Origin of the sequence: Pseudomonas sp. CFBP 8770, assembly GCF_014841705.1 — a bacterium.
In the GTDB taxonomy this organism is placed as follows: Bacteria; Pseudomonadota; Gammaproteobacteria; order Pseudomonadales; family Pseudomonadaceae; genus Aquipseudomonas.
On record NZ_JACYUL010000002.1, the window covers coordinates 126,743 to 151,875 of the forward strand.

Genomic DNA, 25,133 nt, shown 5'->3' on the forward strand with positions numbered 1-25,133 from the left:
TTGCGATCGACAGGCCTTCGTGGGGGGATGCAGTCTTCGTCGATCGCGGTGCCGTTGCTGGCGAAATCGATTCTAGGCGTGGCTGCCCGAGGTAAACAGAGCCGGTTCGGATAAACAGTTTTATTCGAATCTGCACTAATCCCGCGAGCCTGGGCGTGCATCGTTACAAGCAGCGGTACTACCATCGTCGAATGGCTGCACAGGCCAGATACCCTTAAAACAGGTGTATAAAACAACAACTACTCAACCGAGGTATCAAAGATGAGTGCGGCTTCCCTGTATCCCGTTCGTCCAGAGGTGGCGGCGTCCACGCTGACCGATGAGGCGACCTACAAGGCCATGTACCAGCAGTCCGTGGTCAACCCGGACGGTTTCTGGCGCGAACAGGCGCAGCGCCTCGATTGGATAAAGCCCTTCACCAAGGTCAAGCAGACCTCGTTCGACGACCACCATGTCGACATCAAGTGGTTCGCCGACGGTACCCTCAACGTTTCCTACAACTGCCTGGACCGTCACCTGGCCGAGCGTGGCGATCAGGTCGCGATCATCTGGGAAGGCGACGACCCTTCCGAAAGCCGTCACATCACCTACCGCGAGCTGCACGCCGAGGTGTGCAAGTTCGCCAACGCCCTGCGCGGCCAGGATGTGCACCGCGGCGACGTGGTGACCCTGTACATGCCGATGATTCCCGAGGCGGTGGTGGCGATGCTCGCCTGTACCCGCATCGGCGCGGTGCATTCCGTGGTGTTCGGTGGCTTCTCGCCCGAGGCGCTGGCGGGGCGCATCATCGACTGCCAGTCCAAGGTAGTAATCACGGCTGACGAAGGGCTGCGTGGTGGCCGCAAGACCCCGCTCAAGGCCAATGTCGACCGCGCCCTGACCAACCCCGAAACCAGCAGCGTGCAGAAGGTCATCGTGTGCAAGCGCACCGGTGGCGAGATCGAGTGGAACCGTCATCGCGACATCTGGTACCACTCGCTGCTGGAGGTGGCCTCGAGCACCTGCGCGCCGAAGGAAATGGGCGCCGAGGAAGCGCTGTTCATCCTCTATACCTCCGGCTCGACCGGCAAGCCCAAGGGCGTGCTGCACACCACCGGCGGTTATCTGGTGTACGCCGCGCTGACCCATGAGCGAGTGTTCGACTACAAGCCTGGGGATGTCTACTGGTGCACGGCGGACGTGGGCTGGATCACCGGCCACAGCTACATCGTCTATGGCCCGCTGGCCAATGGCGCCACCACCTTGCTGTTCGAGGGCGTGCCCAATTACCCGGACATCACTCGGGTGTCGAAGATCATCGACAAGCACAAGGTCAATATCCTCTACACGGCCCCCACGGCCATCCGCGCGATGATGGCCGAGGGCACCAAGGCCGTCGAGGGTGCCGATGGTTCGAGCCTGCGCCTGCTGGGTTCGGTCGGCGAGCCTATCAATCCCGAGGCCTGGAACTGGTACTACAACACGGTCGGCAAGCAGAACTGCCCGATCGTCGACACATGGTGGCAGACCGAAACCGGCGGCATCCTGATCAGTCCGCTGCCGGGTGCGATCGGCCTCAAGCCCGGTTCGGCGACCAAGCCGTTCTTCGGCGTGGTGCCGGCGTTGGTGGACAACCTGGGCAACCTGATCGACGGCGCCGCCGAGGGCAACCTGGTGATCCTCGATTCGTGGCCGGGTCAGTCGCGGACCCTCTACGGCGACCATGACCGTTTCGTCGATACCTATTTCAAGACCTTTCGCGGCATGTACTTCACCGGCGACGGCGCGCGTCGCGACGAAGACGGCTACTACTGGATCACGGGCCGAGTCGATGACGTGCTCAACGTTTCCGGGCACCGCATGGGCACGGCCGAGATCGAAAGCGCGATGGTTGCCCATCCCAAGGTGGCCGAGGCCGCCGTGGTGGGCGTTCCCCATGACCTCAAGGGGCAGGGCATCTACGTCTACGTCACGCTCAATGGCGGCGAGCAGACCAGCGAGGAACTGCGCCTGGAGCTCAAGAACTGGGTGCGCAAGGAGATCGGCCCCATCGCCTCGCCCGATGTGATCCAGTGGGCGCCGGGGCTACCCAAGACGCGCTCGGGCAAGATCATGCGGCGCATCCTGCGCAAGATCGCCACGTCCGAATACGACGCCCTGGGCGATATCTCTACACTGGCCGATCCAGGGGTGGTGCAGCAGCTGATCGACACCCACAAGGAAATGCACCGCGCTTCGGCCTGAGTTGACGCGAAGAGGCCCATAAGGCTGGCCAGGCAACACTGGCGTTACGCGGTAACGTCAGTGTTGCGCCGAGTGCCACCCAAGGCCCCATCGCCCGTCACACGCATCATCTCCCGCAACCCCAAGCTTGCCGTCCGCAAAGGCTTTGCCAATAATGGGCGCGCTAATTGCTTCATGGACAGGTTGCGCGTCTTTCTGCTCATCCATAGTCGGCATGGGCTGTCAATCCCTGGGTCTCGGTGTCTCGGTGCTTCTGTAACTACTTGTCGCATTGAAGAAATATCGACTGGCACAGTGCCGTTAAAATGCGGTCACTCGCCGAACCCTGTGGCGTCGCCCGTCAAGCCTCATTTTTCGCATTCTGGGCCTGCGCTCACTTTGCCCATACTGCCCATTTTCGCTGGAGCTCACCCAATGAAGAAACTTGCACTGTTTGGCGCATTGGCACTTTCCGTGCTGTCGGCGACATCGTTCGCCGATGAAAAGCCGCTGAAGATCGGTATCGAAGCCGCCTACCCACCGTTCGCTTCCAAGGCGCCGGATGGCAGCATCGTCGGTTTCGACTACGACATCGGCAACGCGCTGTGCGCCGAGATGAAGGTCAAGTGCACGTGGGTCGAGCAGGAATTCGACGGCCTCATTCCCGCCCTCAAGGTGCGCAAGATCGACGCCATTCTGTCGTCGATGTCGATTACCGACGACCGCAAGAAATCCGTCGATTTCACCAACAAGTACTACGCCACTCCAGCGCGTCTGGTCATGAAGTCCGGCACCCAGGTGAGCGACTCCATGGCCGAGCTCAAGGGCAAGAAGATCGGCGTGCAGCGCGGCACCATCCATGACCGTTATGCCACCGAAGTGCTCAAGCCGCTGGGCGTCGAAGTGATGCCGTACGGCTCGCAGAACGAGATCTATCTGGACGTGGCGGCCGGTCGACTGGACGGCACGCTGGCCGATGCCACCCTGTTGCAGGACGGTTTCCTCAACACCGACGCCGGCAAGGGCTATGCATTCGTCGGCCCGTCGGTCAACGATCCGAAATACTTTGGCGACGGTATCGGCATCGCCGTGCGCAAGGGCGACAAGGCCAACGTGGAGCGTATCAACGCAGCCATCGAAGGCATTCGCGCCAATGGCGAATACAAGAAGATCCAGGACAAGTACTTCGATTTCGACATCTACGGCAAATAAGCCGGCAGGCGTCACCTGACTGATGGTGCAAACGGCGGGGAACCGCGGTCTGCACCATTTTTCATTCTCCGGGCGAGGATCTCTACATGTTGAAAGGCTACGGGGCCGTCATTCTCGATGGCGCTTGGCTGACGCTGCAGCTCGCCTTGTCGTCCATGGCGCTGGCCATCGTGCTGGGTCTGTTCGGCGTGGCACTGCGCCTGTCGCCGGTACGCTGGCTGGCCTGGCTGGGGGATCTCTACGCCACGGTGATTCGTGGCATACCCGATCTGGTGTTGATCCTGCTGATCTTCTACGGCGGCCAGGACATCCTCAACCGCGTGGCGCCATTGGTGGGTTACGACGACTACATCGACCTCAATCCGCTGCTGGCCGGTATCTTCACCCTGGGTTTCATTTTCGGCGCCTACCTGTCGGAAACCTTTCGCGGGGCGTTCATGGCCATTCCCAAGGGCCAGGCAGAAGCCGGCATGGCCTATGGCATGAGCAGCCTGCAGGTGTTCTTCCGGGTGCTGGTGCCGCAGATGATTCGCCTGGCGATTCCCGGCGTCACCAACAACTGGCTGGTGCTGACCAAGGCCACGGCCTTGATTTCGGTGGTCGGCCTGCAGGACATGATGTTCAAGGCCAAGCAGGCGGCGGACGCCACTCGCGAGCCGTTCACCTTCTTCCTTGCGGTGGCGGCGATGTACCTGGTCATCACCAGTGTGTCGCTGCTGTTGCTGCGCGCCATTGAAAAGCGCTACTCGGTGGGCATCAAGGCGGCCGAACTATGATCTTCGATTACAACGTGGTCTGGGACAGCTTGCCGCTGTACATGAGCGGCATGCTGGAAACCTTGAAACTGCTGGCCATCTCGCTGCTGTTCGGTCTGCTGGCGGCGCTGCCGCTGGGTTTGATGCGGGTGTCCCGGCAGCCGCTGGTCAACGGCATCGCGTGGCTCTATACCTACGTGATCCGTGGCACGCCCATGCTGGTGCAGCTGTTTCTGATCTATTACGGTCTGGCCCAGTTCGAGGCCGTGCGCAACAGTGTGCTCTGGCCATGGTTGTCGAGCGCCACGTTCTGCGCCTGCCTGGCGTTCGCCATCAATACCAGTGCCTACACCGCCGAGATCATCGCCGGCAGCCTGCGTGCCACGCCACCGGGCGAGATCGAAGCGGCCAAGGCCATGGGCATGTCCAGGGCCGGGATGTACCGGCGTATCCTGCTGCCCTCGGCACTGCGCCGAGCGCTGCCGCAGTACAGCAACGAAGTGATCATGATGCTGCAGACCACCAGCCTGGCTTCGATCGTGACCCTGATCGACATCACCGGCGCAGCACGTACGGTGAACGCCCAGTACTACCTGCCATTCGAAGCCTACATCACGGCGGGTGTGTGCTACCTGTGCCTGACGTTCATTCTGGTGCGCCTGTTCAAGCTGGCCGAGCGCCGCTGGCTGGCCTACCTGGCACCGCGCAGGCACTGAGCGCGTGCAGCAAAAACCTTTTCGCCACGGGCCGCTGGCCCGTGACTGACCGATTTGCGAGACCCCCGATCATGTACAAACTCCAAGTTCAGGACCTGCACAAGCGCTATGGCTCGCACGAGGTACTCAAGGGTGTCTCGCTGGCGGCGAAGGCGGGCGATGTGATCAGCATCATCGGCTCCAGCGGATCGGGCAAGAGCACGTTCCTGCGTTGCATCAACCTGCTCGAACAGCCCCACGCGGGCAAGATCCTGCTCAACGACGAAGAACTCAAGCTGGTTGCCGGCAAGGATGGGGCGCTCAAGGCGGCCGACCCCAAGCAGCTGCAGCGCTTGCGTTCGCGTCTGTCGATGGTGTTCCAGCATTTCAACCTGTGGTCGCACATGACCGCGCTGGAAAACGTCATCGAAGCGCCCGTGCACGTTCTGGGCGTATCGAAAAAGCAAGCGCTGGAAAAAGCCGAGTACTATCTGGCCAAGGTCGGCGTCTCCCATCGCAAGGATGCCTATCCGGGGCACATGTCCGGCGGCGAGCAGCAGCGTGTGGCCATTGCCCGCGCGTTGGCGGTGGAACCCGAGGTGATGTTGTTCGACGAGCCGACTTCGGCGCTCGACCCGGAACTGGTCGGTGACGTGCTCAAGGTGATGCAGGCGCTGGCTCAGGAAGGGCGCACCATGGTCGTCGTGACCCACGAGATGGGTTTCGCCCGTGAGGTGTCGAACCAGTTAGTGTTCCTGCACAAGGGCCTGGTCGAAGAGACCGGCGATCCGCGCGAGGTGCTGGCCAATCCGCGTTCCGAGCGGTTGCAGCAGTTTTTGTCCGGCAGCCTCAAGTGATCCTTGCTTGAAACATTTGCCGGGTGTTTCGTACGCGCCGGTCGAGCATGCCTGGCTTGGCGCAGTGCCATTTCCCATTCGGTTTTTGATACTTAAGGTTTCGGTCCGCATCAGATGACAGCCCAACGAATCGGTTTCCTCTATTGGCCCAGCACGCGAGCCCTGACCCTGGCGCTGGCCGAAGAGGCCCTGCGAGTGGCGCAGAAGGTGCACCCGGACGTGACCTACGAGTTGCTTTTTCTGCAGGCCGAGCCGCCGGTTCCGGGCGGCTGGCAGTTGCCGGGTGAAGCGTGGAACGGTCGCCTGGACGGGTGCCAGAAGCTCTTTCTGCTGGCTGACGAGCCACCCTCGGCATTGGCGCCGGCGCTGGCCACTGCGCTCAAGCAGACGGTACGGGCCGGCTGCCTGGTGGGCGGGCTGTCGGCGGGGGTGTATCCGCTGGCGCAGTTGGGGCTGCTCGACGGCTACCGCGCCGCCGTGCACTGGCGCTGGCAGGACGATTTCGCCGAGCGCTTTCCCAAGGTCATCGCCACCAGCCACCTGTTCGATTGGGACCGCGACCGCATGACGGCATGCGGGGGCTTGTCGGTGCTCGACCTGCTGCTGGCGGTACTGGCCCGCGATCACGGCGCCGAACTGGCCGGGGCGGTATCCGAAGAGCTGGTGGTGGAGCGTATCCGCGAAGGAGGCGAGCGCCAGCGCATTCCGTTGCAGAATCGCCTGGGGTCCAGCCATCCGAAGCTGACCCAGGCGGTGTTGTTGATGGAAGCCAATATCGAAGAGCCGCTGACCACCGACGAGATCGCCCAGCATGTGTGTGTTTCGCGGCGCCAGCTGGAGCGCATCTTCAAGCAGTACCTGAACCGCGTACCCAGCCAGTACTACCTCGAGTTGCGCCTGAACAAGGCGCGCCAGATGCTGATGCAGACCAGCAAGTCGATCATCCAGATCGGCCTGTCGTGCGGGTTTTCATCGGGGCCGCATTTTTCCAGCGCCTACCGCAATTTCTTCGGCGCCACCCCCCGCGAGGATCGCAACCAGCGCCGCAGCAGCAGCCCGTTCGAATTGTCTTCGGTGCCCGCCGAGCGAGGTTGACCCTCGCTCCGGGATGCGCCGTGCCAGGCGAAGCGCGGTGTGGCTTTCGCGGCCACGGACCGCTCCCACGGGAGTATGCCCAGATCGCTTGTAGGAGCGGTCATCGGCCGCGAATGGGCGCTGCAGTCGATCTGACACAGCACAGCCGTCAGCGCCTTTCTATCCCTATATGTCGCATTCGCGACAACCCCCGTAGAATGGCGGTTTGGCGCTGTAACAAGTTGTCGCATGGCGGCAATGCCGCGCGTGCACCAGTCCTTACAATCCCCTATCGCTCGCCCATTCTGCGCTGAGCGTTCCTTGACAGGAGACTCCGATGTCCGTTGAGCAAGCCCCCGTGCAACGTGCCGATTTCGACCAGGTAATGGTGCCCAACTATGCACCGGCCGCTTTCATTCCCGTGCGCGGTGCAGGTTCCCGGGTGTGGGACCAGGCTGGTCGCGAGCTCATCGATTTCTCCGGTGGCATCGCCGTCAATGTGCTGGGTCACGCGCACCCGGCATTGGTAGGCGCGCTCACCGAGCAGGCCAACAAGCTGTGGCACGTGTCCAACGTCTTCACCAACGAGCCCACCCTGCGCCTGGCCAGGAAGCTGGTCGACGCCACCTTTGCCGACCGGGTGTTCTTCTGCAACTCCGGCGCCGAAGCCAACGAGGCCGCATTCAAGCTGGCCCGGCGTGTGGCGCACGACAATTTCGGTCCCGAGAAATACGAGATCGTTTCGGCCATCAACAGCTTCCACGGCCGCACGCTGTTCACCGTCAGCGTGGGTGGCCAGCCGAAGTACTCCGACGGTTTCGGTCCGAAGATCACCGGCATTCGCCACGTCCCCTACAACGACCTCGAAGCGCTGAAAGCGGCCGTGTCCGACAAGACCTGCGCCGTGGTGCTGGAGCCGGTCCAGGGCGAAGGCGGCGTGGTACCGGCCGATCCGGCCTACCTGCAAGGCGCTCGCGCGCTGTGCGACCAGTTCAACGCCCTGCTGGTGTTCGACGAAGTGCAAAGCGGCATGGGCCGCAGTGGCGAGCTGTTCAGCTACATGAACTACGGCGTTACCCCTGACATCCTCTCCAGCGCCAAGAGCCTGGGTGGCGGCTTTCCGATCGGTGCGATGCTGACCACCGATGCCCTGGCCAAACACTTCGCAGTCGGTGTACATGGCACCACGTATGGCGGCAACCCCTTGGCCTGCGCCGTGGCCGAGGCGGTGCTCGACGTGGTCAACACGCCCGAGGTACGAGCCGGCGTCAAGGCGCGGCACCAGCGCTTCAAGACGCGCCTGGAGCAGATCGGCCAGCGCTACGGCGTGTTCAGCGAGGTCCGTGGCCTGGGCCTGCTGATCGGTTGTGCCTTGAGCGACGCCTGGAAGGGCCGTGCCAAGGACTTCTTCAACGCAGCCGAACGGCATGACCTGATGATTCTGCAGGCCGGCCCGGACGTGGTGCGTTTCGCCCCGAGCCTGGTCATCGACGAGGCCGACATCGACGAAGGCCTGGACCGCTTCGAACGCGCCGTGGCGCACCTGACCCAGGCCTGATCGGCCCGTTCGCGGCGTTGGCCCCAAGCCTGCGCCGCCTCTGCAATCGACCCGCTGCAATCGACAAGGAGTGGCACCATGCTGGTAATGCGCCCTGCGCAAATGGCTGACCTGGCCGAGGTTCAGCGCCTGGCTGCCGACAGCCCCATCGGTGTCACGTCCCTGCCCGACGATGCGGGCCGGTTGAGCGACAAGATCGCCAAGTCCGAGGCGTCCTTTGCCGCCGAAGTCAGCTTCAACGGTGAGGAGAGCTATTTCTTCGTGCTTGAAGACCTGAGCACTCAACGCCTGGTCGGCTGTTCGGCGATCGTCGCGTCCGCGGGTTACTCCGAACCCTTCTACAGCTTTCGCAACGAAACCTTCGTGCACGCCTCGCGCGAGCTGAAGATCCACAACAAGATTCACGTGCTTTCGCAGTGCCATGACCTGACCGGCAACAGCCTGTTGACCAGCTTCTACGTGGTGCCCGAACTGGTCGGCAGTATCTGGGCCGAGCTCAACTCGCGGGCACGCCTGCTGTTCATGGCCAACCATCCGGAGCGCTTTGCCGATTCGGTGGTGACCGAGATCGTCGGCTACAGCGACGAACACGGCGACTCACCTTTCTGGGACGCGATCGGCCGCAACTTCTTCGATCTCAACTATGCCGAGGCCGAACGCCTGTGCGGCATCAAGAGCCGCACGTTTCTCGCCGAACTGATGCCGCATTACCCGATCTACGTGCCCTTGCTGCCTGACCAGGCGCAAGAGGCCATGGGCCAGGTTCACCCGCGCGCGCAGGTGACGTTCGACATTCTGATGCGCGAAGGCTTCGAAACCGATCACTACATCGACATCTTCGACGGTGGGCCGACCCTGCATGCACGGGTATCGGGCATTCGCTCGATCGCCCACAGCCGCGTGGTGCCGGTCAAGCTTGTCGCGGCTTCGGATGAGCGCGGCGGCCCTGGCCGTCCGTATCTGGTTTCCAATGGCCTGCTGCAGGACTACCGCGCGGTGCTGCTGGAGCTTGACTGGGTACCCGGCAAGCCGGTCGGGCTGGACCTGGCCACCGCCGAGGCGCTGGGTGTGGGCGAGGGCGCCAGCGTGCGTCTGGTTGCAGTTTGATACCTGGTTGAACAGGCCGAGTTCTGCAGGTACCACGCGGTACCTGCTCGAGGAGAAAGCATGATCGTTCGTCCCGTACGCAGCAGTGACCTGCCGGCGCTGATCGAGTTGGCCCGCAGCACCGGCCCCGGCCTGACCACCTTGCCCGCCAACGAAGAACGCCTGGCGCACCGGGTCGGCTGGGCCGAGAAGACCTTTCGCGGCGAAGCCGGGCGCGGCGATGCCGATTACCTGTTCGTACTCGAGGACGATGACGGCACGGTTGTGGGCATTTCCGCCATTGCCGGTGCCGTGGGCCAACGCGAGCCTTGGTACAACTACCGGGTGGGCCTGACCGTGAGCGCCTCGCAGGAGTTGAACATCTATCGCGAGATTCCCACGCTGTTCCTGGCCAACGACCTCACCGGCAATTCGGAACTGTGCTCGCTGTTCCTGCGCGAAGGCCACCGCAAGGGCCTGAACGGGCGCCTGCTGGCCAAGGCGCGGTTGCTGTTCATCGCTCAGTTTCCGCACCTGTTCGGGCGCAAGGTGATCGCCGAGATGCGCGGCATTTCCGATGCCGACGGACGCTCGCCGTTCTGGGAAAGCCTGGGCCGGCATTTCTTCAAGATGGAATTCAGCCAGGCCGATTACCTGACCGGTGTCGGCAACCGCGCCTTCATCGCTGAATTGATGCCCAAGTTCCCGCTCTACAGCTGCTTCCTGTCCCCGGCTGCGCGCGAGGTCATCGGCAAGGTCCACCCGGACACCGAGCCTGCCCTGGCCATGCTCAAGGCCGAAGGCTTCAGCTACCAGGGCTACGTCGACATCTTCGACGCCGGCCCGGCGGTGGAATGCGAGACCAGCAAGATCCGCGCGGTCCACGACAGCAAGAGCCTGGTCCTGGCCATCGGCACCCCCGGCGACGATGCCCCACCGTTTCTGATCTACAACCGCGAACGCGAAGAGTGCCGCATCACTGCGGCGCCGGCGCGCTTCGCTTCCGGCACACTGGTGGTCGACCCCTTGACTGCCCGACGCCTGCAGCTGAGCGCCGGCGATCAAGTGCGCGCAGTGCCCATGACGCCGCCAGTGCGCGAGGTGCTTTGATGAATACTCTGTTTATCGACGGCCAATGGCTGCCTGGCGAAGGCGAGTTGCTGACGTCGCTCAATCCAGTGGGCCAGGCCGTGGTCTGGCAGGGGCGCAGTGCCAGCGCCGACCAGGTGGCCCTGGCCGTACAGGCCGCGCGGCATGCCTTCGTCGGCTGGGCGAGCCAGCCGTTGTCGGCACGCATTGCCGTATTGCAGGCGTTCGCCGAGCGACTCAAGGTCTGTGCCGATGAGCTGGCGCGGTGCATCGGCGAAGAAACCGGAAAACCTCTATGGGAAGCAGCCACCGAAGTGACCAGCATGGTCAACAAGGTGGCGATCTCGATCCAGAGCCATGCCGAACGCACCGGCGAGAAGAGCGCGCCGCTGGCCGACGCCACGGCGGCCCTGCGGCACAAGCCCCACGGCGTGGTGGCGGTGTTCGGTCCGTACAATTTCCCTGGCCATCTGCCCAACGGCCATATCGTGCCTGCACTGTTGGCGGGCAATTGCGTGCTGTTCAAGCCCAGCGAGCTGACCCCCAAGGTTGCGGAGTTGACCGTGCGCTGCTGGGCCGAAGCCGGGTTACCCGCAGGCGTGCTCAACCTGCTGCAGGGCGGCCGCGACACTGGCATGGCACTGGCCGCCAATGCCGGGCTCGACGGGTTGTTCTTCACCGGCTCCAGTGCTACCGGCAATCTGCTGCATCAGCAGTTCGCTGGCCAGCCAGGCAAGATCCTCGCGTTGGAAATGGGTGGAAATAATCCGCTCGTGGTCGAGCAGGTCCAGGACCTGGATGCCGCGGTCTATACCATTATCCAATCGGCGTTCATTTCCGCCGGGCAGCGGTGCACCTGCGCGCGGCGCTTGCTGGTACCCGCCGGGACGTGGGGCGACCGGTTGCTCGAGCGGCTGGTGCAGGTCTGCGCCACCCTCGAAGTCGGCGAATACGACAGCCAGCCGGCGCCGTTCATGGGTTCGGTGATCTCGCTGCAAGCGGCACAGGCGCTGCTCGAGGCGCAGGAACACCTGCTGAACAGCGGCGCGATCAGCCTGCTGAGCATGACCCAACCACGGGCCGACGCGGCCTTGCTCACCCCCGGCATCCTCGACGTCACCCAGGCTCACGGTCGTCGCGACGAAGAGCTGTTCGGCCCGCTGCTGCAAGTGGTGCGCTACGTGGATTTCGATGCGGCCATCGCCGAGGCCAACGCCACCCAATACGGGCTGGCGGCAGGTTTGCTGTCGGATTCCGAACAACGCTACCGCGAATTCTGGTTGCGCAGCCGAGCGGGCATCGTCAACTGGAACAAGCAACTGACCGGCGCTGCCAGCAGCGCACCGTTCGGCGGCGTCGGCGCGTCCGGCAACCACCGCGCCAGTGCCTACTACGCCGCCGACTATTGCGCCTACCCGGTGGCCTCGCTGGAAACCCCCACACTCGGTTTGCCGGCGACCCTGAGTCCGGGCATCACGCTGTAGGCGGTCGTTGCACCTTTGCGTACAAGAACAGATCCACGGAGCCGAACCGATGAAACCCTGTGAAGTGAATTTCGATGGCCTGGTGGGGCCTACCCACAACTACGGTGGGTTGTCCTACGGCAACGTGGCGTCGCAGAGCAACAGCCAGCAAGGCTCGAATCCGCGCGAAGCGGCGCGTCAGGGCCTGGCCAAGATGAAAGCGCTGATGGAACTGGGGTTCACCCAGGGCGTTCTGGCACCGCAGGAGCGCCCGGACGTGGCAGCATTGCGCCGCCTTGGCTTCGCCGGCAGCGACGCCGAGGTGATCGCCCAGGCCGCGCGTGATGCCATGCCGCTGCTGGTGGCCAGCTGTTCGGCCTCGAGCATGTGGGTGGCCAACGCCGCCACCGTCAGCCCCAGCGCGGACACGGCTGATGGGCGCGTGCATTTCACCGCGGCGAACCTCAACTGCAAATTCCACCGCAGCATCGAACACCCGACCACCAGCCGGGTACTGCAGGCGATGTTCGCCGACCCCGCGCATTTCGCCCACCATGACGCACTGCCTGCCGTCGCCCAGTTCGGCGACGAGGGCGCTGCCAACCATACCCGGCTGTGCCGGGACTATGGCGAAGCTGGCGTGGAGTTCTTCGTCTACGGTCGCAGCGCCTTCGATGCGCGGCTGCCCGCGCCGCAGAAATATCCGGCGCGGCAGACCCTGGAAGCGTCCCAGGCCGTGGCTCGGCTGCATGGGTTGAGCGAGCAGGGCGTGGTGTTCGCCCAGCAGAATCCGGCGGTCATCGACCAGGGCGTGTTTCATAACGATGTGATCGCGGTCGGCAACGGCGAGCTGTTGTTCCATCATCAGGACGCCTTCCTCGACAGCGACCGCTTGCTGGCCGAACTGCAAACCAAGCTCGCCGCGCGCGGTGGTCGGTTGCAGGCGATTAGCGTGCCGCGCGCCGACGTTTCCGTGGACGACGCCGTGCGCACCTACCTGTTCAACAGCCAGTTGCTCACCCGTGCCGATGGCAGCATGCTGCTGGTGGTCCCGGAAGAATGCCGCGCCAACCCGCGGGTCTGGAGCTACCTGGAACACCTGACCGGGCAGGGCACAGGCATTGCCGAGGTCAAGGTGTTCGACCTCAAGCAAAGCATGCGCAACGGCGGCGGGCCGGCATGTCTGCGCCTGCGCGTGGCGCTCAAGCCCGAGGAGCTGGCGGCGGTCAACCCAGGCGTGATCCTCACACCCGCGCTGCACGACACCCTGAACGACTGGGTCGAACGCCACTACCGCGATCGTCTGGTCGAGGCCGACATGGCCGACCCGCAACTGCTGATCGAATGCCGCGAGGCATTGGACGAGCTGACCCGCATCCTTCAATTGGGTTCGGTCTATCCTTTTCAGCTCTGATTTCACGAGCTTTGCTTTTTTCCAACTCTAAACAGTATCGAGGTACACCTATGTCCGACGCCCTGCGCTTGATTCTCGAAGACACCGACGGCACCCAACTGGAAACCTCCTGCACGCGCTTCTGCGTGGTCTGGCAGGGCAAGGAAGTCTGGATCCAGCACGACGGCCGCGGCCAGTTGCTGATCGGTGTGGACGTCGAGGAAGGCGACGCCGAATACGCCAACCTGTTGCTGCGCCCGCTGGCGACCAACCTGGTCAGCCTGCAGCTGGAAATGGAGCCGGCCGACGCCGGTGCCGAGGACGAAGACGGCCACGTTCACGGTCCTGACTGCAACCACTAAAACCTCACCCTTCAGGGACGCCGCCGCATGCTCGCTCTTGGCAAACTGCTCGAACTGACCCTGGCCGGCCACGAGCCGACGCAGAAGATCCAGCTGACCACCAAGGGCGTATGCCTGCGCTGGCTGGGGGAGGGCGCCCTGGAGGTGCGTCCGCCGGCGGCGACGGACAGCGGCCTCGACCTGCTGCTGTCGGCCGGTGTGCACGGCAATGAAACCGCGCCCATCGAGCTGCTCGACAGCCTGCTGCAGGCCATCGCCCGGGGCCAGCTGGTTCCCCGCGCGCGTATCCTGTTCCTGTTCGGCAACCCCGAAGCCATGCGCCGGGGTGCGCGCTACATCGAGCGCGACGTCAACCGCCTCTTCAACGGCCGGCACGCTGCGGTCAGCGGCAACGAAGCGTTGCGTGCCTGCGAACTGGAGCGCCTGGCCACGACCTTCTTCAGCTTGCCGCAACGCACACGCCTGCATTACGACCTGCACACCGCCATTCGAGGCTCACGGATCGAGCAGTTCGCCCTGTACCCCTGGAAGCAGGGGCGCGAGCACTCCCGCAAGGAACTGGTGCGCCTGCAGGCGGCAGGCATGCGTGCGGTGTTGCTGCAGAACAAATCTTCCATCACGTTCAGCGCGTTCACCTACGAGCAGCTCGACGCCGAGGCGTTCACCCTGGAACTGGGCAAGGCCAGGCCGTTCGGGCAGAACGCCGAGGTCGATCTGACGCGTCTGGAAGTCAGCTTGCGCCAGCTGATTGAAGGCCGCGAGGCGGACCTGGATCAACCGCTCGCTCAGCTGGAGCTGTTTTCGGTATCGCGCGAGGTCATCAAGCACACGGATGCCTTCCGTCTGCACCTGGACGATGACATCGAGAACTTCACCGAACTTGCGCAGGGTTACCTGTTGGCCGAGGACGGCTGCGAACAGCGCTGGATCGTGGAAGAGCAGGGCGCGCGGATCATTTTCCCCAACCCCAAGGTTGCCAATGGCCTGCGCGCCGGCATTCTCATCGTGCCGACGACGCAGGTGTGATGCTCGGGTTCAGAGCTGGCGCGGCGGCAGGCCCAGTTCACGGCGCAGGCTGTTTTCGTTGAACGGATCCGGGTTGGTATTCAACGAAGGTGTCTGCGGGTCATCATCGAAATCGAACGGTGGATGCTCGGTAGGCAGGCCGACCACCTGGCGTTCGTGATCGAAGCCGAACGTCGACCCCGTGGCGAAGTTATAGGCATGGCACAGCTCGTGGTACAGCACCACCACGGGAAAGCTGCCTGGCGGCTGCCAGGCGGGGTTGTAGACCAGTTCGCCGGATTGTCCCGCCGGCGCGCGCTGACCATTGATCACCGGTAGATGCGGGTGGCCGAAATAGCCGTTGGGTTCATGGGTAAAGCGCACAGTCACCTGTGTGCCATGGACGCTGGCTGCTTCATCCAGTGCCGCCAGCAGCAAACGGGCCGTGGGCGAGGTGCGCAGCAGATCGAGGTCGGCTTCTACCCGTTTGACGAAGCCATCGCTGCCTTCGATGCGCAGGGCTTGATTGCCGGCGCGGTGATCGCTGCCACGATGCAGACGCAGCGTGCCTTCCTGGCGCAGGATCGAGTCATCCTCGTCACTGCTGTAGACCACGTTGCTGCCTGAGCCGGGGAATATCGAATCCCCGCCCGGGCCGGGACTGATGACGCTCAGGCCTGCGCCCGCCACCAGGCGATCATCCCCTGCGCCGCCGGCCATGAAGGTCAACTGCTCGCCGCCGAAGCAGGTGTCGTCGCCGTCTCCTGCGTAGATCGTGTGCATCCCATTGCCACGGGTCAGGACGGTGTCATCGCCTGCGCCAGCGTCTATGTAAAAGTTGCCCGCGCCGACCTTTACCAAGTCATCGCCCGCCCCGGTGCGCAGCTCTGTCTTGCCTTGCAGTGTTTGCGCGCGCACCACGTCGTCGCCGGCATCGGTGTCGATGACCAGGGTCAGCGGTTGGATGATGGGTTCGATACGGTACTGCAGGCGGTTGAGCGTCAGCAGCAGCGCATCGTCGCTGGAATCGAGGCTCAAGTGGTCATCGGCGCTCGTGGTGGTGATCAGCAGGCGTGGTGCCGGTGCAGCGTCGAAGTCGATCCGAACATGCCGATCGGCATAGGGCAGCGAATGACTGCCGAGTTCGTGGGCATGTTCCTCGGTGCGGCGAGTGAACACCCGAGGGGGCTGATGTTGCATGGCAGGCTTCCTGTATCCGATAGAGAAGCCGCAGGGTAGGGGGAAGGGCAATGCGGGGAGTGCTACACATGTATCGAGTGTGAGGGCTCATGCCGGGCCTTCCGGCGAACCGGCCAAGGGGCCCGGTCGGGCCCCTTGGCCGAGAGCGCAGCACACAGCTGAACTTCAGGCGCTTTTCTGTTGCTGCTGCAGGCGACGCAGGGCGCGTACTTTCTGCACGGTATCGGCCACGGTGCGTGCAGCTTCCGCGCCTTTGTGCAGGAAGTGATTGAAGAAGTAGGTGTGATGCTGCTCGCCGTCGTGGAAATGATGCGGGGTCAGCACCACCGAGAATACCGGCACTTCGGTTTCCAGCTGAACCTGCATCAACGCGCTGACCACCGACTGGGCGACGAACTCGTGACGGTAGATACCGCCGTCCACCACCAGGGCAGCGCCGACCACAGCGGCATAGCGCCCGCTTTTGGCCAACAGCTTGGCATGCAGCGGGATTTCGAAGGCACCGCCGACTTCGTAGAAATCGATGTCGGCTTCCTGATAGCCGAGCACGCGCATTTCTTCGACGAAGCCCTTGCGGCTCTGGTCGACAATATCCTTGTGCCAGCAAGCCTGGACGAACGCGATTCGTTCGTGGCTGTGGCTTTTGCTGTCAATTGCAGTGGGTTGCATCGGTTCACTCCTGTTCAAGAAAAAAACAGGGCATGTGGATCGAAGGGGATCTATGGGTACATGCGCATGGCACGGCCCTGCGTTGGCCTTTTGAAGGTGTCGCAATCCCGTTCTCTCTTCATCCGGACTATGACCGTCGGCCCCGGGATCACACCGGGTCTGCTGACCTTGCAGGCCGTTGCCGGCTTGCAAGCGCTCGCGGGCTCGACGCATTGCGCGCCATCACCGCCGGTGGGGAGTTGCACCCCGCCCTGAGAACGTTTGCCACCCCAGTGGGCGACGCAACTTTTGTAACATATTTGCGGGCGAGCTGAACAGCGCGTGAGCAAATGTTTCGACAAGACTTGATTCATGGCCCTGCAATCCGCAGTAATAGAAGCTGACACGAACCCGAGGCCATCATGTCCATCATCGACCTGCGCAGTGACACCGTTACTCAGCCCACGCCCGCCATGCTGGCGGCCATGCACGCGGCGCCGACTGGCGATGATGTCTATGGCGAAGACCCGACCGTCAACCGCCTCGAAGCTGAACTGGCGAAACGTCTGGGGTTCGCTGCCGGGCTGTTCGTGCCCAGTGGCACCATGAGCAATCTGCTCGGCCTGATGGCGCACTGCGAGCGTGGCGAGGAATACATCGTCGGCCAGCAGGCCCATACCTACAAGTACGAAGGCGGCGGCGCCGCCGTGCTCGGCTCCATCCAGCCCCAGCCTCTGGAGTTCCAGGCCGACGGCACACTGGACCTGGATCAGGTCAGGGCAGCGATCAAGCCCGAAGATTTTCATTTCGCCCGCACCCGTCTGCTGGCGTTGGAAAACACCATGCAAGGCAAGGTGCTGCCGTTGAGTTACCTTGCCCAGGCCCGCGACATGACCCGCGAGCATGGGCTGCAACTGCACCTCGATGGCGCCCGGCTGTACAACGCGGCGGTCAAGCTGGGTGTCCCGGCTGGTGAAATCACCCAGTACTTCGATTCGGTCTCGGTGTGCCTGTCCAAGGGGCTCGGCGCGCCGGTCGGTTCGGTGCTGTGCGGTTCCCAGGCTTACATCGGCAAGGCGCGGCGTTTGCGCAAGATGGTTGGCGGCGGCATGCGTCAGGCCGGAATTCTCGCGGCCGCCGGCTTGTACGCGCTGGATCACCAGGTGCAGCGCCTGGAGGAGGATCACGCCCATGCCGCTCGCCTGGCCGAGGGGCTGCAGGCCCAGGGTTACACCGTCGAGCCGGTGCAGACCAACATGGTCTATGTGCACCTGGATAACCGCGCTGGCGCGTTCAAGGAGTTCGCAGCCACCCGCGGGGTCACCGTGACTGCTGCGCCACGCCTGCGCATGGTCACTCATCTGGATGTGGATGCGGCGCAGATCGAGCAGGTCGTTGGCGTATTCGCCGATTTCGCTCGCACCTGAACGTCTTGCTGTCCAATTGAGTGGGCCAATCGTAGAAACACACTGTACCCCGGCCTCAGGGCCTATATAATGCGGCCCTTTGCCGTCGCACCGCCTGCCGGGCGTGCGCACTGGCCTCTGGCCGCAGCCTGTCGTGGAAGAACCTATGAAAAGCGCAGAAATCCGTGAAGCCTTCCTTCGCTTCTTCGAGGAGCAAGGCCATACCCGAGTCGCCTCCAGCTCCCTGATACCGGGCAACGACCCGACCCTGCTGTTCACCAACGCGGGGATGAACCAGTTCAAGGACTGCTTCCTGGGCCAGGAGAAGCGGGCCTACACCCGTGCCGTGAGCAGCCAGAAGTGCGTGCGTGCCGGTGGCAAGCACAACGACCTGGAAAACGTCGGCTATACCGCCCGCCACCACACCTTCTTCGAGATGCTGGGCAACTTCAGCTTCGGCGACTATTTCAAGCGCGACGCGATCACCTACGCCTGGACCTTCCTGACGTCCGAGCTGTGGCTGAACCTGCCCAAGGAAAAACTCTGGGTCACGGTCTACGCCAGCGATGACGAAGCCTACGATATCTGGACCAAAGAGATCGGCGTACCGGCCGAGCGCATGGTCCGCATCGGCGACAACAAGGGCGCCCCCTATGCGTCCGACAACTTCTGGACCATGGGCGATACCGGCCCCTGCGGCCCCTGCACCGAGATCTTCTACGACCACGGCGCCGACATCTGGGGCGGCCCGCCCGGTTCGCCCGAAGAAGACGGCGATCGCTACATCGAGATCTGGAACAACGTATTCATGCAGTTCAACCGCACCGCCGATGGGGTGTTGCACCCCTTGCCGGCGCCGTCGGTGGACACCGGCATGGGCCTGGAACGGGTCAGCGCGGTGCTGCAGCATGTCAATTCCAACTATGAAATCGACCTGTTCCAGAGCCTGCTCGAAGCGTCGGCCAGTGCCATCGGTTGCGCCAACCAGGGCCAGGCCTCGCTCAAGGTCGTGGCCGACCACATCCGTTCCTGCGGCTTCCTGATCGCCGACGGCGTGCTGCCGTCCAACGAAGGCCGTGGCTATGTGCTGCGCCGCATCATTCGCCGCGCCTGCCGTCACGGCAACAAGCTGGGCGCCCAGGGCAGCTTCTTCTATCAGATCGTGGCCGCGCTGGTCGCCGAAATGGGCGATGCCTTCGCCGAACTCAAGGGCCAGCAGGCGCACATCGAGCGCGTGCTCAAGGCCGAGGAAGAGCAGTTCGCCAAGACCCTGGAGCAGGGCCTGAAGATCCTCGAGCAGGATCTGGCCGAGCTCAAGGGCAGCGTGGTTCCGGGTGATGTGGTGTTCAAGCTGTACGACACCTACGGCTTTCCGATGGACCTGACCGGCGATATCGCCCGCGAACGCGAGCTGACCCTGGACGAAGCGGGCTTCGAGCGGGAAATGAACGCCCAGCGCGAACGCGCTCGTTCCGCCAGCTCGTTCGGCATGGACTACAACAGCCTGATCAAGGTCGACGCACCGACCGTGTTCCTGGGCTACGACGCCACCCACGGCAATGGCAAGGTCATCGCGCTGTACAAGGACGGTGTCGCGGTCGACGTGCTAAAGGAAGGCGAGGAAGGCGTAGTGATCCTCGACCAGACGCCGTTCTACGGCGAGTCGGGTGGCCAGGTGGGTGACCGTGGCTACCTGCTGGCCGGCGGTTCGCGTTTCGATGTGCGCGACACCACCAAGACCAGCGGTGCCTTCCTGCACCATGGCGTGGCCGTGCTCAGCGACCTGGCGATCGGTGCCGAAGTCAGTGCCGTGGTCGACCAGACCCTGCAGCAGGCCACCGGCCTGAATCACTCCGCCACCCACTTGCTGCACGCAGCGCTGCGCCAGGTGCTGGGCGATCACGTGCAACAGAAAGGCTCGCTGGTCGACAGCCAGCGCCTGCGCTTCGACTTCAGCCACTTCGAGTCGATCAAGCCCGAGCAGATCAAGGCCCTGGAAGACATCGTCAACGCCGAGATCCGCAAGAACACCCCGGTGCAGACCGAAGAGATGCCGATCGACGAGGCGCGCAAGAAGGGTGCCATGGCCCTGTTCGGCGAGAAGTACGGCGACACCGTGCGCGTACTGACCATGGGTGGCGACTTCTCGGTGGAGCTGTGCGGGGGTATCCACGCCAAGCGCACCGGTGACATCGGCCTGCTGAAAATCACCAGCGAAGGTGGCGTCGCCTCGGGCGTGCGCCGCATCGAAGCGGTGACCGGCGCGACCGCCTTGAACTACCTGAACCAGGCCGAAGAGCAGCTCAAGGAAGCCGCGCAACTGGTCAAGGGCAGCCGCGACAACCTGATCGACAAACTTTCGGCCGTGATCGAACGCAACCGCGCCCTGGAAAAGCAGCTGGAGCAGTTGCAAGCCAAGGCCGCCAGCGCCGCCGGCGACGACCTTTCTGCCTCGGCGATCGACGTCAAGGGCGTGAAGGTGCTGACCGCGCGCATCGACGGTCAGGACGGCAAGGCACTGCTGGCGCTGGTCGACCAGTTGAAGAACAAACTGGGCCAGGCCGTTATCCTGCTCGGCGGCGTGCACGACGACAAGGTCGTGCTGGTGTCCGGTGTGACCAAGGAGCTGACGGCCCGGCTCAAGGCCGGCGACCTGATGAAACAGGCCGCGACGGCCGTCGGTGGCAAGGGCGGTGGTCGCCCGGACATGGCCCAGGGTGGCGGCGTCGATGCCAGCGCCCTGGATGCTGCGCTGGCCCTGGCCGTGCCGTTCGTGGAACACGCGATCTGATTCAACCCTCGCAGGGCTCGTGCTGTGCACGGCGAGTCCGGTGTTGTATTTAATGGGCGCCCTTCACGGGCTGAGGCGGCTTTGAAATGGCTTTGATCGTACAGAAATTTGGCGGCACCTCGGTTGGCACTGTCGAACGTATCGAACAGGTTGCCGACAAGGTGAAGAAATTCCACGATGCCGGCGATGACCTGGTGGTCGTGCTTTCGGCCATGAGTGGCGAGACCAATCGCCTGATTTCACTGGCCAAGCAGATCAGCGACCAGCCGGTACCACGCGAACTGGACGTGATCGTCTCGACCGGCGAGCAGGTGACCATCGCGCTGTTGGCCATGGCGCTGATCAAGCGCGGCGTGGATGCGGTGTCGTACACCGGCAACCAGGTGCGCATTCTGACCGACAGCGCGCACAACAAGGCGCGCATCCTGCAGATCGACGACCAGAAGATCCGTGCTGACCTCAAGGCCGGCCGGGTGGTAGTGGTGGCAGGTTTTCAGGGGGTCGACGAAAGCGGCAACATCACCACTCTGGGTCGCGGTGGCTCGGACACCACCGGCGTCGCCCTGGCGGCTGCGCTGAAGGCCGACGAGTGCCAGATCTACACCGACGTCGATGGTGTCTACACCACCGACCCTCGCGTGGTTGCCCAGGCCCGACGCCTGGACAAGATCACCTTCGAGGAAATGCTCGAAATGGCCAGTCTGGGTTCCAAGGTACTGCAGATCCGCGCAGTGGAATTCGCCGGCAAGTACAACGTCCCGCTGCGCGTTCTGCACAGCTTTCAGGAGGGTCCGGGCACCCTCATTACCATTGATGAAGAGGAATCCATGGAACAGCCGATCATTTCCGGCATCGCCTTCAACCGCGATGAGGCCAAGCTGACCATCCGTGGCGTGCCAGACACCCCCGGCGTGGCCTTCAAGATCCTCGGCCCGATCAGCGCGGCCAACATCGAAGTCGACATGATCGTGCAGAATGTTTCTCACGATAACACCACCGACTTCACCTTCACCGTGCACCGCAACGACTATCAGGCAGCCCTGGCCGTGCTGGAACAGACCGCCAGCGAGATCGGTGCGCGGCAGGTGGTCGGCGATGCCAAGATCGCCAAGGTGTCGATCGTCGGTGTCGGCATGCGCTCGCATGCGGGCGTTGCCAGCCGCATGTTCGAAGCCCTGGCCAAGGAAAGCATCAATATCCAGATGATCTCCACCTCCGAGATCAAGGTCTCGGTGGTCATCGAAGAGAAGTACCTGGAGCTTGCCGTGCGCGCCCTTCATACGGCGTTCGAACTTGATGCAGCCCGACAGGGTGACTGACAGGCGGTGAGAGAAGGGCGCGGCTAACCGCGCCCTTCTTTGTTTTCGGGCTATGTCCATGGCTTCCCACCATGGGTTCGTGCCCTTTGTTGCAGACTGTGTTGTCCCTGAAATGAAAGCGTAAGGAGAAAGGTATGCTGATTCTGACTCGCCGGTGCGCGGAAAGCCTGATCATTGGCGACGGCGAAATCACCATCACGGTGCTTGGAGTGAAAGGTGGCCAGGTGCGAATCGGGGTGAATGCACCCAAGGAAGTGGCCGTGCACCGCGAGGAAATCTACCTGCGGATCAAGAAAGAGAAGGACGACGAACCAAGCCATTAATTTTTATCGTTTTTTATGTTTGCAAACGGGGAAGAAGCTGGTTAATATACGCCCCGTGTTGCGGAGAGCTGGCCGAGTGGCCGAAGGCGCTCCCCTGCTAAGGGAGTACACCTCAAAAGGGTGTCGGGGGTTCGAATCCCCCGTTCTCCGCCATTATTTGCGTAGTACGTTGAGTTTGGCTTTTTTCGTAAGTTGTTGAAATTACTGAAAAAAAGTGCTTTACAAAAGAATTCGACGGCCTATAATGCGCGGCAACAAATGCACTCGTAGCTCAGCTGGATAGAGTACTCGGCTACGAACCGAGCGGTCACAGGTTCGAATCCTGTCGAGTGCACCAATCAAGAAGTTGTTTTCAGCAATGTCTGCAGCTTCTGTTTCAACCAGTGGTAGCCTGGTCCAACAAATACCACCTGCACTCGTAGCTCAGCTGGATAGAGTACTCGGCTACGAACCGAGCGGTCACAGGTTCGAATCCTGTCGAGTGCACCATACAAGTGAAAAGCCCGCATTTATTGCGGGCTTTTTGCTTTCCGCGTTTTGAGTTTTTTCGGCGGAGGCGTCTGCTCCCCGGTCAGATACCTGGGTTTTCGCTTGCTCTTCGAGCGGCTGGTTTTTTTCGTGGCCGACCGCTGCGACTTCGATGGCGCTGCCAGGGGCTCGCGCGTTCCATCTTCGACAATGGTCACCGGCAGCGGGCGCGGCGCGGCCTTGCGCGCCATGGGTTTTCTACCGGATGAGGGGTTCAGCGCCCGCTGATAGACCCAGGGTTGGGTTTCGGGGCAGTTCGAGTGGGTGAACGTGATGTGGCCCTGAGGGCCGTGGCAGCGTTGCACCACCGCCGCGTTAACTGAATGAGGGGCTGCCAAAGCCAGCAGCAGAAGCGTGAAGGAGGGTGTGCGCACCGGTGTTCGTCCTTGGTTGCGGTTCATGTCGACCTGCAGCCTAGCCACGACTGTCCTCTCACGCATTGTGCTTTGTTTACCGAATGCGTCGTCCCACCCCCCGTACTGCGCAAATGCCCAGCGCCGCACGCAAGCAGTTGTTTCACCCAGTTTTTTTCGCTATGAATCCGTACAAGTTGTGTATGATTGCGCCCGTCAGCCCCGCCGGGGCTCTGGAAAATTTCCATGGACTTACCCAGTAGTTACTCACTGAAGCTGTATACCAATCAAGAATCGACTGATTGATTCTCCCGGCGTGCCCACTGCTGGGAGTGGAGTTCGCCTATGTCTGAAGTAGAAGCAAAAAAAACGCAAGAAAGCCTGCAGGATCGCCTGGCCCAGGTCGTCGACCTGTTGCAGCGCCAGCGTATCGTCGAAAGTCTGGCTCACCGCCAGGAAGGCCAGCACAACGAGCTGGTCGAGAATCTGGTTCACCGGCAGAACCTGGTCGAGTTGCAACGCAAGCTCGATGATCTTCACTCCGCCGACGTCGCCTACATACTCGAAGCCTTGCCCCTGGAAGAACGTCTGACGGTCTGGCAGTTGGTCAAGGCCGAGCGTGATGGCGATATCCTTCTGGAAGTGTCCGACTCGGTGCGCGAGACGCTGCTCGCGGACATGGATGACCATGAAATCCTCGCTGCGGCCAAGGAAATGGACGCCGACGAGCTCGCCGACCTGGCTTCCGAGCTGCCGCGCGACGTGGTTCACGAGCTCATGGAAACCCTCGACGCCCAGCAGCGCGAGCGCGTGCGTTCGGCCCTCAGCTACGAGGACGAGCAGGTCGGTGCGCTGATGGACTTCGAGATGGTCACCATCCGCGAAGACGTCAGCCTGGAAGTGGTGCTGCGCTACCTGCGCCGTCTCAAGGAGCTGCCGGGCCACACCGACAAACTGTTCGTGGTCGACTCCGACGGCATTCTCAAGGGCGTACTGCCGATCAAGCGCCTGCTGGTCAACGACCCGGATAAACAGGTGGCCGATATCATGGCCAGCGACACCGTGAGCTTCCATCCCGATGAAGACGGCTACGAAGCGGCGCAGGCGTTCGAACGTTACGACCTGATTTCCGCGCCGGTGGTCGACAAGCACGGCAAGCTCATCGGCCGCCTGACCATCGACGTGATGGTCGACCTGATTCGTGAAGAAAGCGAAAGCGAAGCGCTGCGCACCGCCGGTCTGCGCGAGGAAGAGGACATTTTCGCCTCGGTATGGCGTTCGCTGCGCAACCGCTGGTCGTGGCTGGCGATCAACCTGATCACCGCATTCATGGCGTCGCGGGTGATCGGCCTGTTCGAAGGCTCGATCGAGAAGCTGGTGGCCCTGGCGGCGTTGATGCCGATCGTGGCCGGTATCGGCGGCAACTCCGGCAACCAGACCATCACTATGATCGTGCGGGCCATGGCCCTCGATCAGGTCAGCCATGGCAACGGCAATACCAAGCGGCTGATGCGCAAGGAGCTGGGCGTCGCGCTGGTCAACGGCCTGGTCTGGGGCGGTGTGATCGGGGTGGTGGCGTATCTGCTGTATGGCAGCTGGTCACTGGGCGTGGTGATGACCGCGGCGATGACCCTGAACCTGCTGCTCGCGGCGCTCATGGGTGTGTCGATTCCGATGGCCTTGGCCAGGTTCGGACGCGATCCGGCGATGGGCGCCAGCGTGATGATCACCGCTGTCACCGACAGCGGCGGGTTCTTCATCTTCCTTGGTCTGGCCACGCTGTTCCTGATGTAGCGAGCTGCAGCGACGCGCCT

The 25,133-nt window shown here is 62.8% G+C and carries 21 protein-coding genes, 3 tRNA genes and 1 riboswitch; of the genes, 21 read left to right on the forward strand and 3 right to left on the reverse strand.

Features of this window, described 5'->3' with window-relative positions; all coding sequences use genetic code 11:
* Positions 1-261 precede the first annotated feature (261 nt).
* From acs to astE, 13 genes are all read left to right on the forward strand, one after another.
* Positions 262-2,223: an acetate--CoA ligase gene (gene acs / locus IFT98_RS05410; protein WP_122795023.1), complete on the forward strand. Its 1,962-nt coding sequence runs from the start codon at positions 262-264 to the stop codon at positions 2,221-2,223.
* Between the two features lie 414 nt (positions 2,224-2,637).
* Positions 2,638-3,414, forward strand: coding sequence for an ABC transporter substrate-binding protein (locus tag IFT98_RS05415; RefSeq protein WP_122713943.1), 777 nt, complete (start codon positions 2,638-2,640; stop codon positions 3,412-3,414).
* 86 nt (positions 3,415-3,500) lie between these two features.
* Positions 3,501-4,190 carry an ABC transporter permease gene (locus IFT98_RS05420; RefSeq protein WP_122476387.1) on the forward strand — a complete coding sequence of 230 codons (690 nt, stop codon included), beginning with the start codon at positions 3,501-3,503 and terminating at the stop codon, positions 4,188-4,190.
* Positions 4,187-4,885: an ABC transporter permease gene (locus tag IFT98_RS05425; protein ID WP_192047675.1), complete on the forward strand. Its 699-nt coding sequence runs from the start codon at positions 4,187-4,189 to the stop codon at positions 4,883-4,885. The genes IFT98_RS05420 and IFT98_RS05425 overlap by 4 nt, the downstream gene beginning before the upstream one ends.
* A gap of 71 nt (positions 4,886-4,956) precedes the next feature.
* Entirely contained in the window at positions 4,957-5,721 is a 765-nt protein-coding gene (locus IFT98_RS05430; protein WP_122476383.1) for an ABC transporter ATP-binding protein, read from the forward strand.
* 114 nt (positions 5,722-5,835) lie between these two features.
* Positions 5,836-6,816 carry a transcriptional regulator ArgR gene (argR, locus tag IFT98_RS05435; RefSeq protein WP_192047676.1) on the forward strand — a complete coding sequence of 327 codons (981 nt, stop codon included), beginning with the start codon at positions 5,836-5,838 and terminating at the stop codon, positions 6,814-6,816.
* A 316-nt stretch (positions 6,817-7,132) separates the two neighbouring features.
* On the forward strand, positions 7,133-8,353 hold the full coding sequence (locus tag IFT98_RS05440) for an aspartate aminotransferase family protein (RefSeq protein ID WP_192047677.1): 1,221 nt from the start codon (positions 7,133-7,135) through the stop codon (positions 8,351-8,353).
* A 78-nt stretch (positions 8,354-8,431) separates the two neighbouring features.
* A complete protein-coding gene (gene aruF / locus IFT98_RS05445) occupies positions 8,432-9,460 on the forward strand; it encodes an arginine/ornithine succinyltransferase subunit alpha (RefSeq protein ID WP_185794329.1) in 1,029 nt (342 codons plus the stop codon).
* 60 nt (positions 9,461-9,520) lie between these two features.
* Positions 9,521-10,549: an arginine N-succinyltransferase gene (astA, locus tag IFT98_RS05450; protein ID WP_122476375.1), complete on the forward strand. Its 1,029-nt coding sequence runs from the start codon at positions 9,521-9,523 to the stop codon at positions 10,547-10,549.
* A complete protein-coding gene (astD, locus tag IFT98_RS05455; protein ID WP_192047678.1) occupies positions 10,546-12,012 on the forward strand; it encodes a succinylglutamate-semialdehyde dehydrogenase in 1,467 nt (488 codons plus the stop codon). The genes astA and astD overlap by 4 nt, the downstream gene beginning before the upstream one ends.
* 49 nt (positions 12,013-12,061) lie before the next feature.
* Positions 12,062-13,405, forward strand: coding sequence for an N-succinylarginine dihydrolase (astB, locus tag IFT98_RS05460; protein WP_192047679.1), 1,344 nt, complete (start codon positions 12,062-12,064; stop codon positions 13,403-13,405).
* A gap of 50 nt (positions 13,406-13,455) precedes the next feature.
* Positions 13,456-13,746, forward strand: coding sequence for a topoisomerase II (locus IFT98_RS05465; RefSeq protein WP_122476369.1), 291 nt, complete (start codon positions 13,456-13,458; stop codon positions 13,744-13,746).
* A gap of 27 nt (positions 13,747-13,773) precedes the next feature.
* On the forward strand, positions 13,774-14,772 hold the full coding sequence (gene astE / locus IFT98_RS05470; RefSeq protein ID WP_192047680.1) for a succinylglutamate desuccinylase: 999 nt from the start codon (positions 13,774-13,776) through the stop codon (positions 14,770-14,772).
* Between the two features lie 9 nt (positions 14,773-14,781).
* Here astE and IFT98_RS05475 read toward each other — a convergent pair whose 3' ends face one another.
* Both IFT98_RS05475 and IFT98_RS05480 read right to left on the reverse strand, forming a co-directional pair.
* Entirely contained in the window at positions 14,782-15,951 is a 1,170-nt protein-coding gene (locus IFT98_RS05475) for a M91 family zinc metallopeptidase (RefSeq protein ID WP_192047681.1), read from the reverse strand.
* A 165-nt stretch (positions 15,952-16,116) separates the two neighbouring features.
* Positions 16,117-16,620 carry a 6,7-dimethyl-8-ribityllumazine synthase gene (locus IFT98_RS05480; RefSeq protein ID WP_122795016.1) on the reverse strand — a complete coding sequence of 168 codons (504 nt, stop codon included), beginning with the start codon at positions 16,618-16,620 and terminating at the stop codon, positions 16,117-16,119.
* 105 nt (positions 16,621-16,725) lie between these two features.
* Positions 16,726-16,883, reverse strand: a riboswitch (FMN riboswitch).
* A gap of 138 nt (positions 16,884-17,021) precedes the next feature.
* Between IFT98_RS05480 and ltaE the strand changes: the two genes are divergently transcribed.
* The 7 genes from ltaE to IFT98_RS05515 all read left to right on the forward strand — a co-directional run bounded on the left by ltaE (position 17,022) and on the right by IFT98_RS05515 (position 22,927).
* Positions 17,022-18,026, forward strand: coding sequence for a low-specificity L-threonine aldolase (gene ltaE, locus IFT98_RS05485; RefSeq protein WP_192047682.1), 1,005 nt, complete (start codon positions 17,022-17,024; stop codon positions 18,024-18,026).
* Positions 18,027-18,171: 145 nt separating this feature from the next.
* Positions 18,172-20,796 carry an alanine--tRNA ligase gene (gene alaS / locus IFT98_RS05490; protein ID WP_192047683.1) on the forward strand — a complete coding sequence of 875 codons (2,625 nt, stop codon included), beginning with the start codon at positions 18,172-18,174 and terminating at the stop codon, positions 20,794-20,796.
* A gap of 86 nt (positions 20,797-20,882) precedes the next feature.
* On the forward strand, positions 20,883-22,115 hold the full coding sequence (locus IFT98_RS05495; protein ID WP_122713929.1) for an aspartate kinase: 1,233 nt from the start codon (positions 20,883-20,885) through the stop codon (positions 22,113-22,115).
* 134 nt (positions 22,116-22,249) lie between these two features.
* Positions 22,250-22,438 (forward strand): carbon storage regulator CsrA, encoded by a 189-nt coding sequence (gene csrA, locus IFT98_RS05500; protein WP_122476357.1) that lies wholly within the window; start codon positions 22,250-22,252, stop codon positions 22,436-22,438.
* A 62-nt stretch (positions 22,439-22,500) separates the two neighbouring features.
* A tRNA-Ser gene (locus IFT98_RS05505) sits at positions 22,501-22,591 on the forward strand.
* A gap of 107 nt (positions 22,592-22,698) precedes the next feature.
* Positions 22,699-22,775, forward strand: a tRNA-Arg gene (locus IFT98_RS05510).
* Between the two features lie 75 nt (positions 22,776-22,850).
* Positions 22,851-22,927, forward strand: a tRNA-Arg gene (locus IFT98_RS05515).
* 20 nt (positions 22,928-22,947) lie between these two features.
* On the opposite strand, the gene IFT98_RS05520 is transcribed toward IFT98_RS05515, so the two are convergent.
* Positions 22,948-23,367: a hypothetical protein gene (locus IFT98_RS05520; RefSeq protein WP_192047684.1), complete on the reverse strand. Its 420-nt coding sequence runs from the start codon at positions 23,365-23,367 to the stop codon at positions 22,948-22,950.
* Positions 23,368-23,664: 297 nt separating this feature from the next.
* Between IFT98_RS05520 and mgtE the strand changes: the two genes are divergently transcribed.
* Positions 23,665-25,113, forward strand: a complete 1,449-nt coding sequence (mgtE, locus tag IFT98_RS05525; RefSeq protein WP_122795013.1) for a magnesium transporter — start codon at positions 23,665-23,667, stop codon at positions 25,111-25,113.
* The last annotated feature ends 20 nt before the right edge of the window (positions 25,114-25,133 follow it).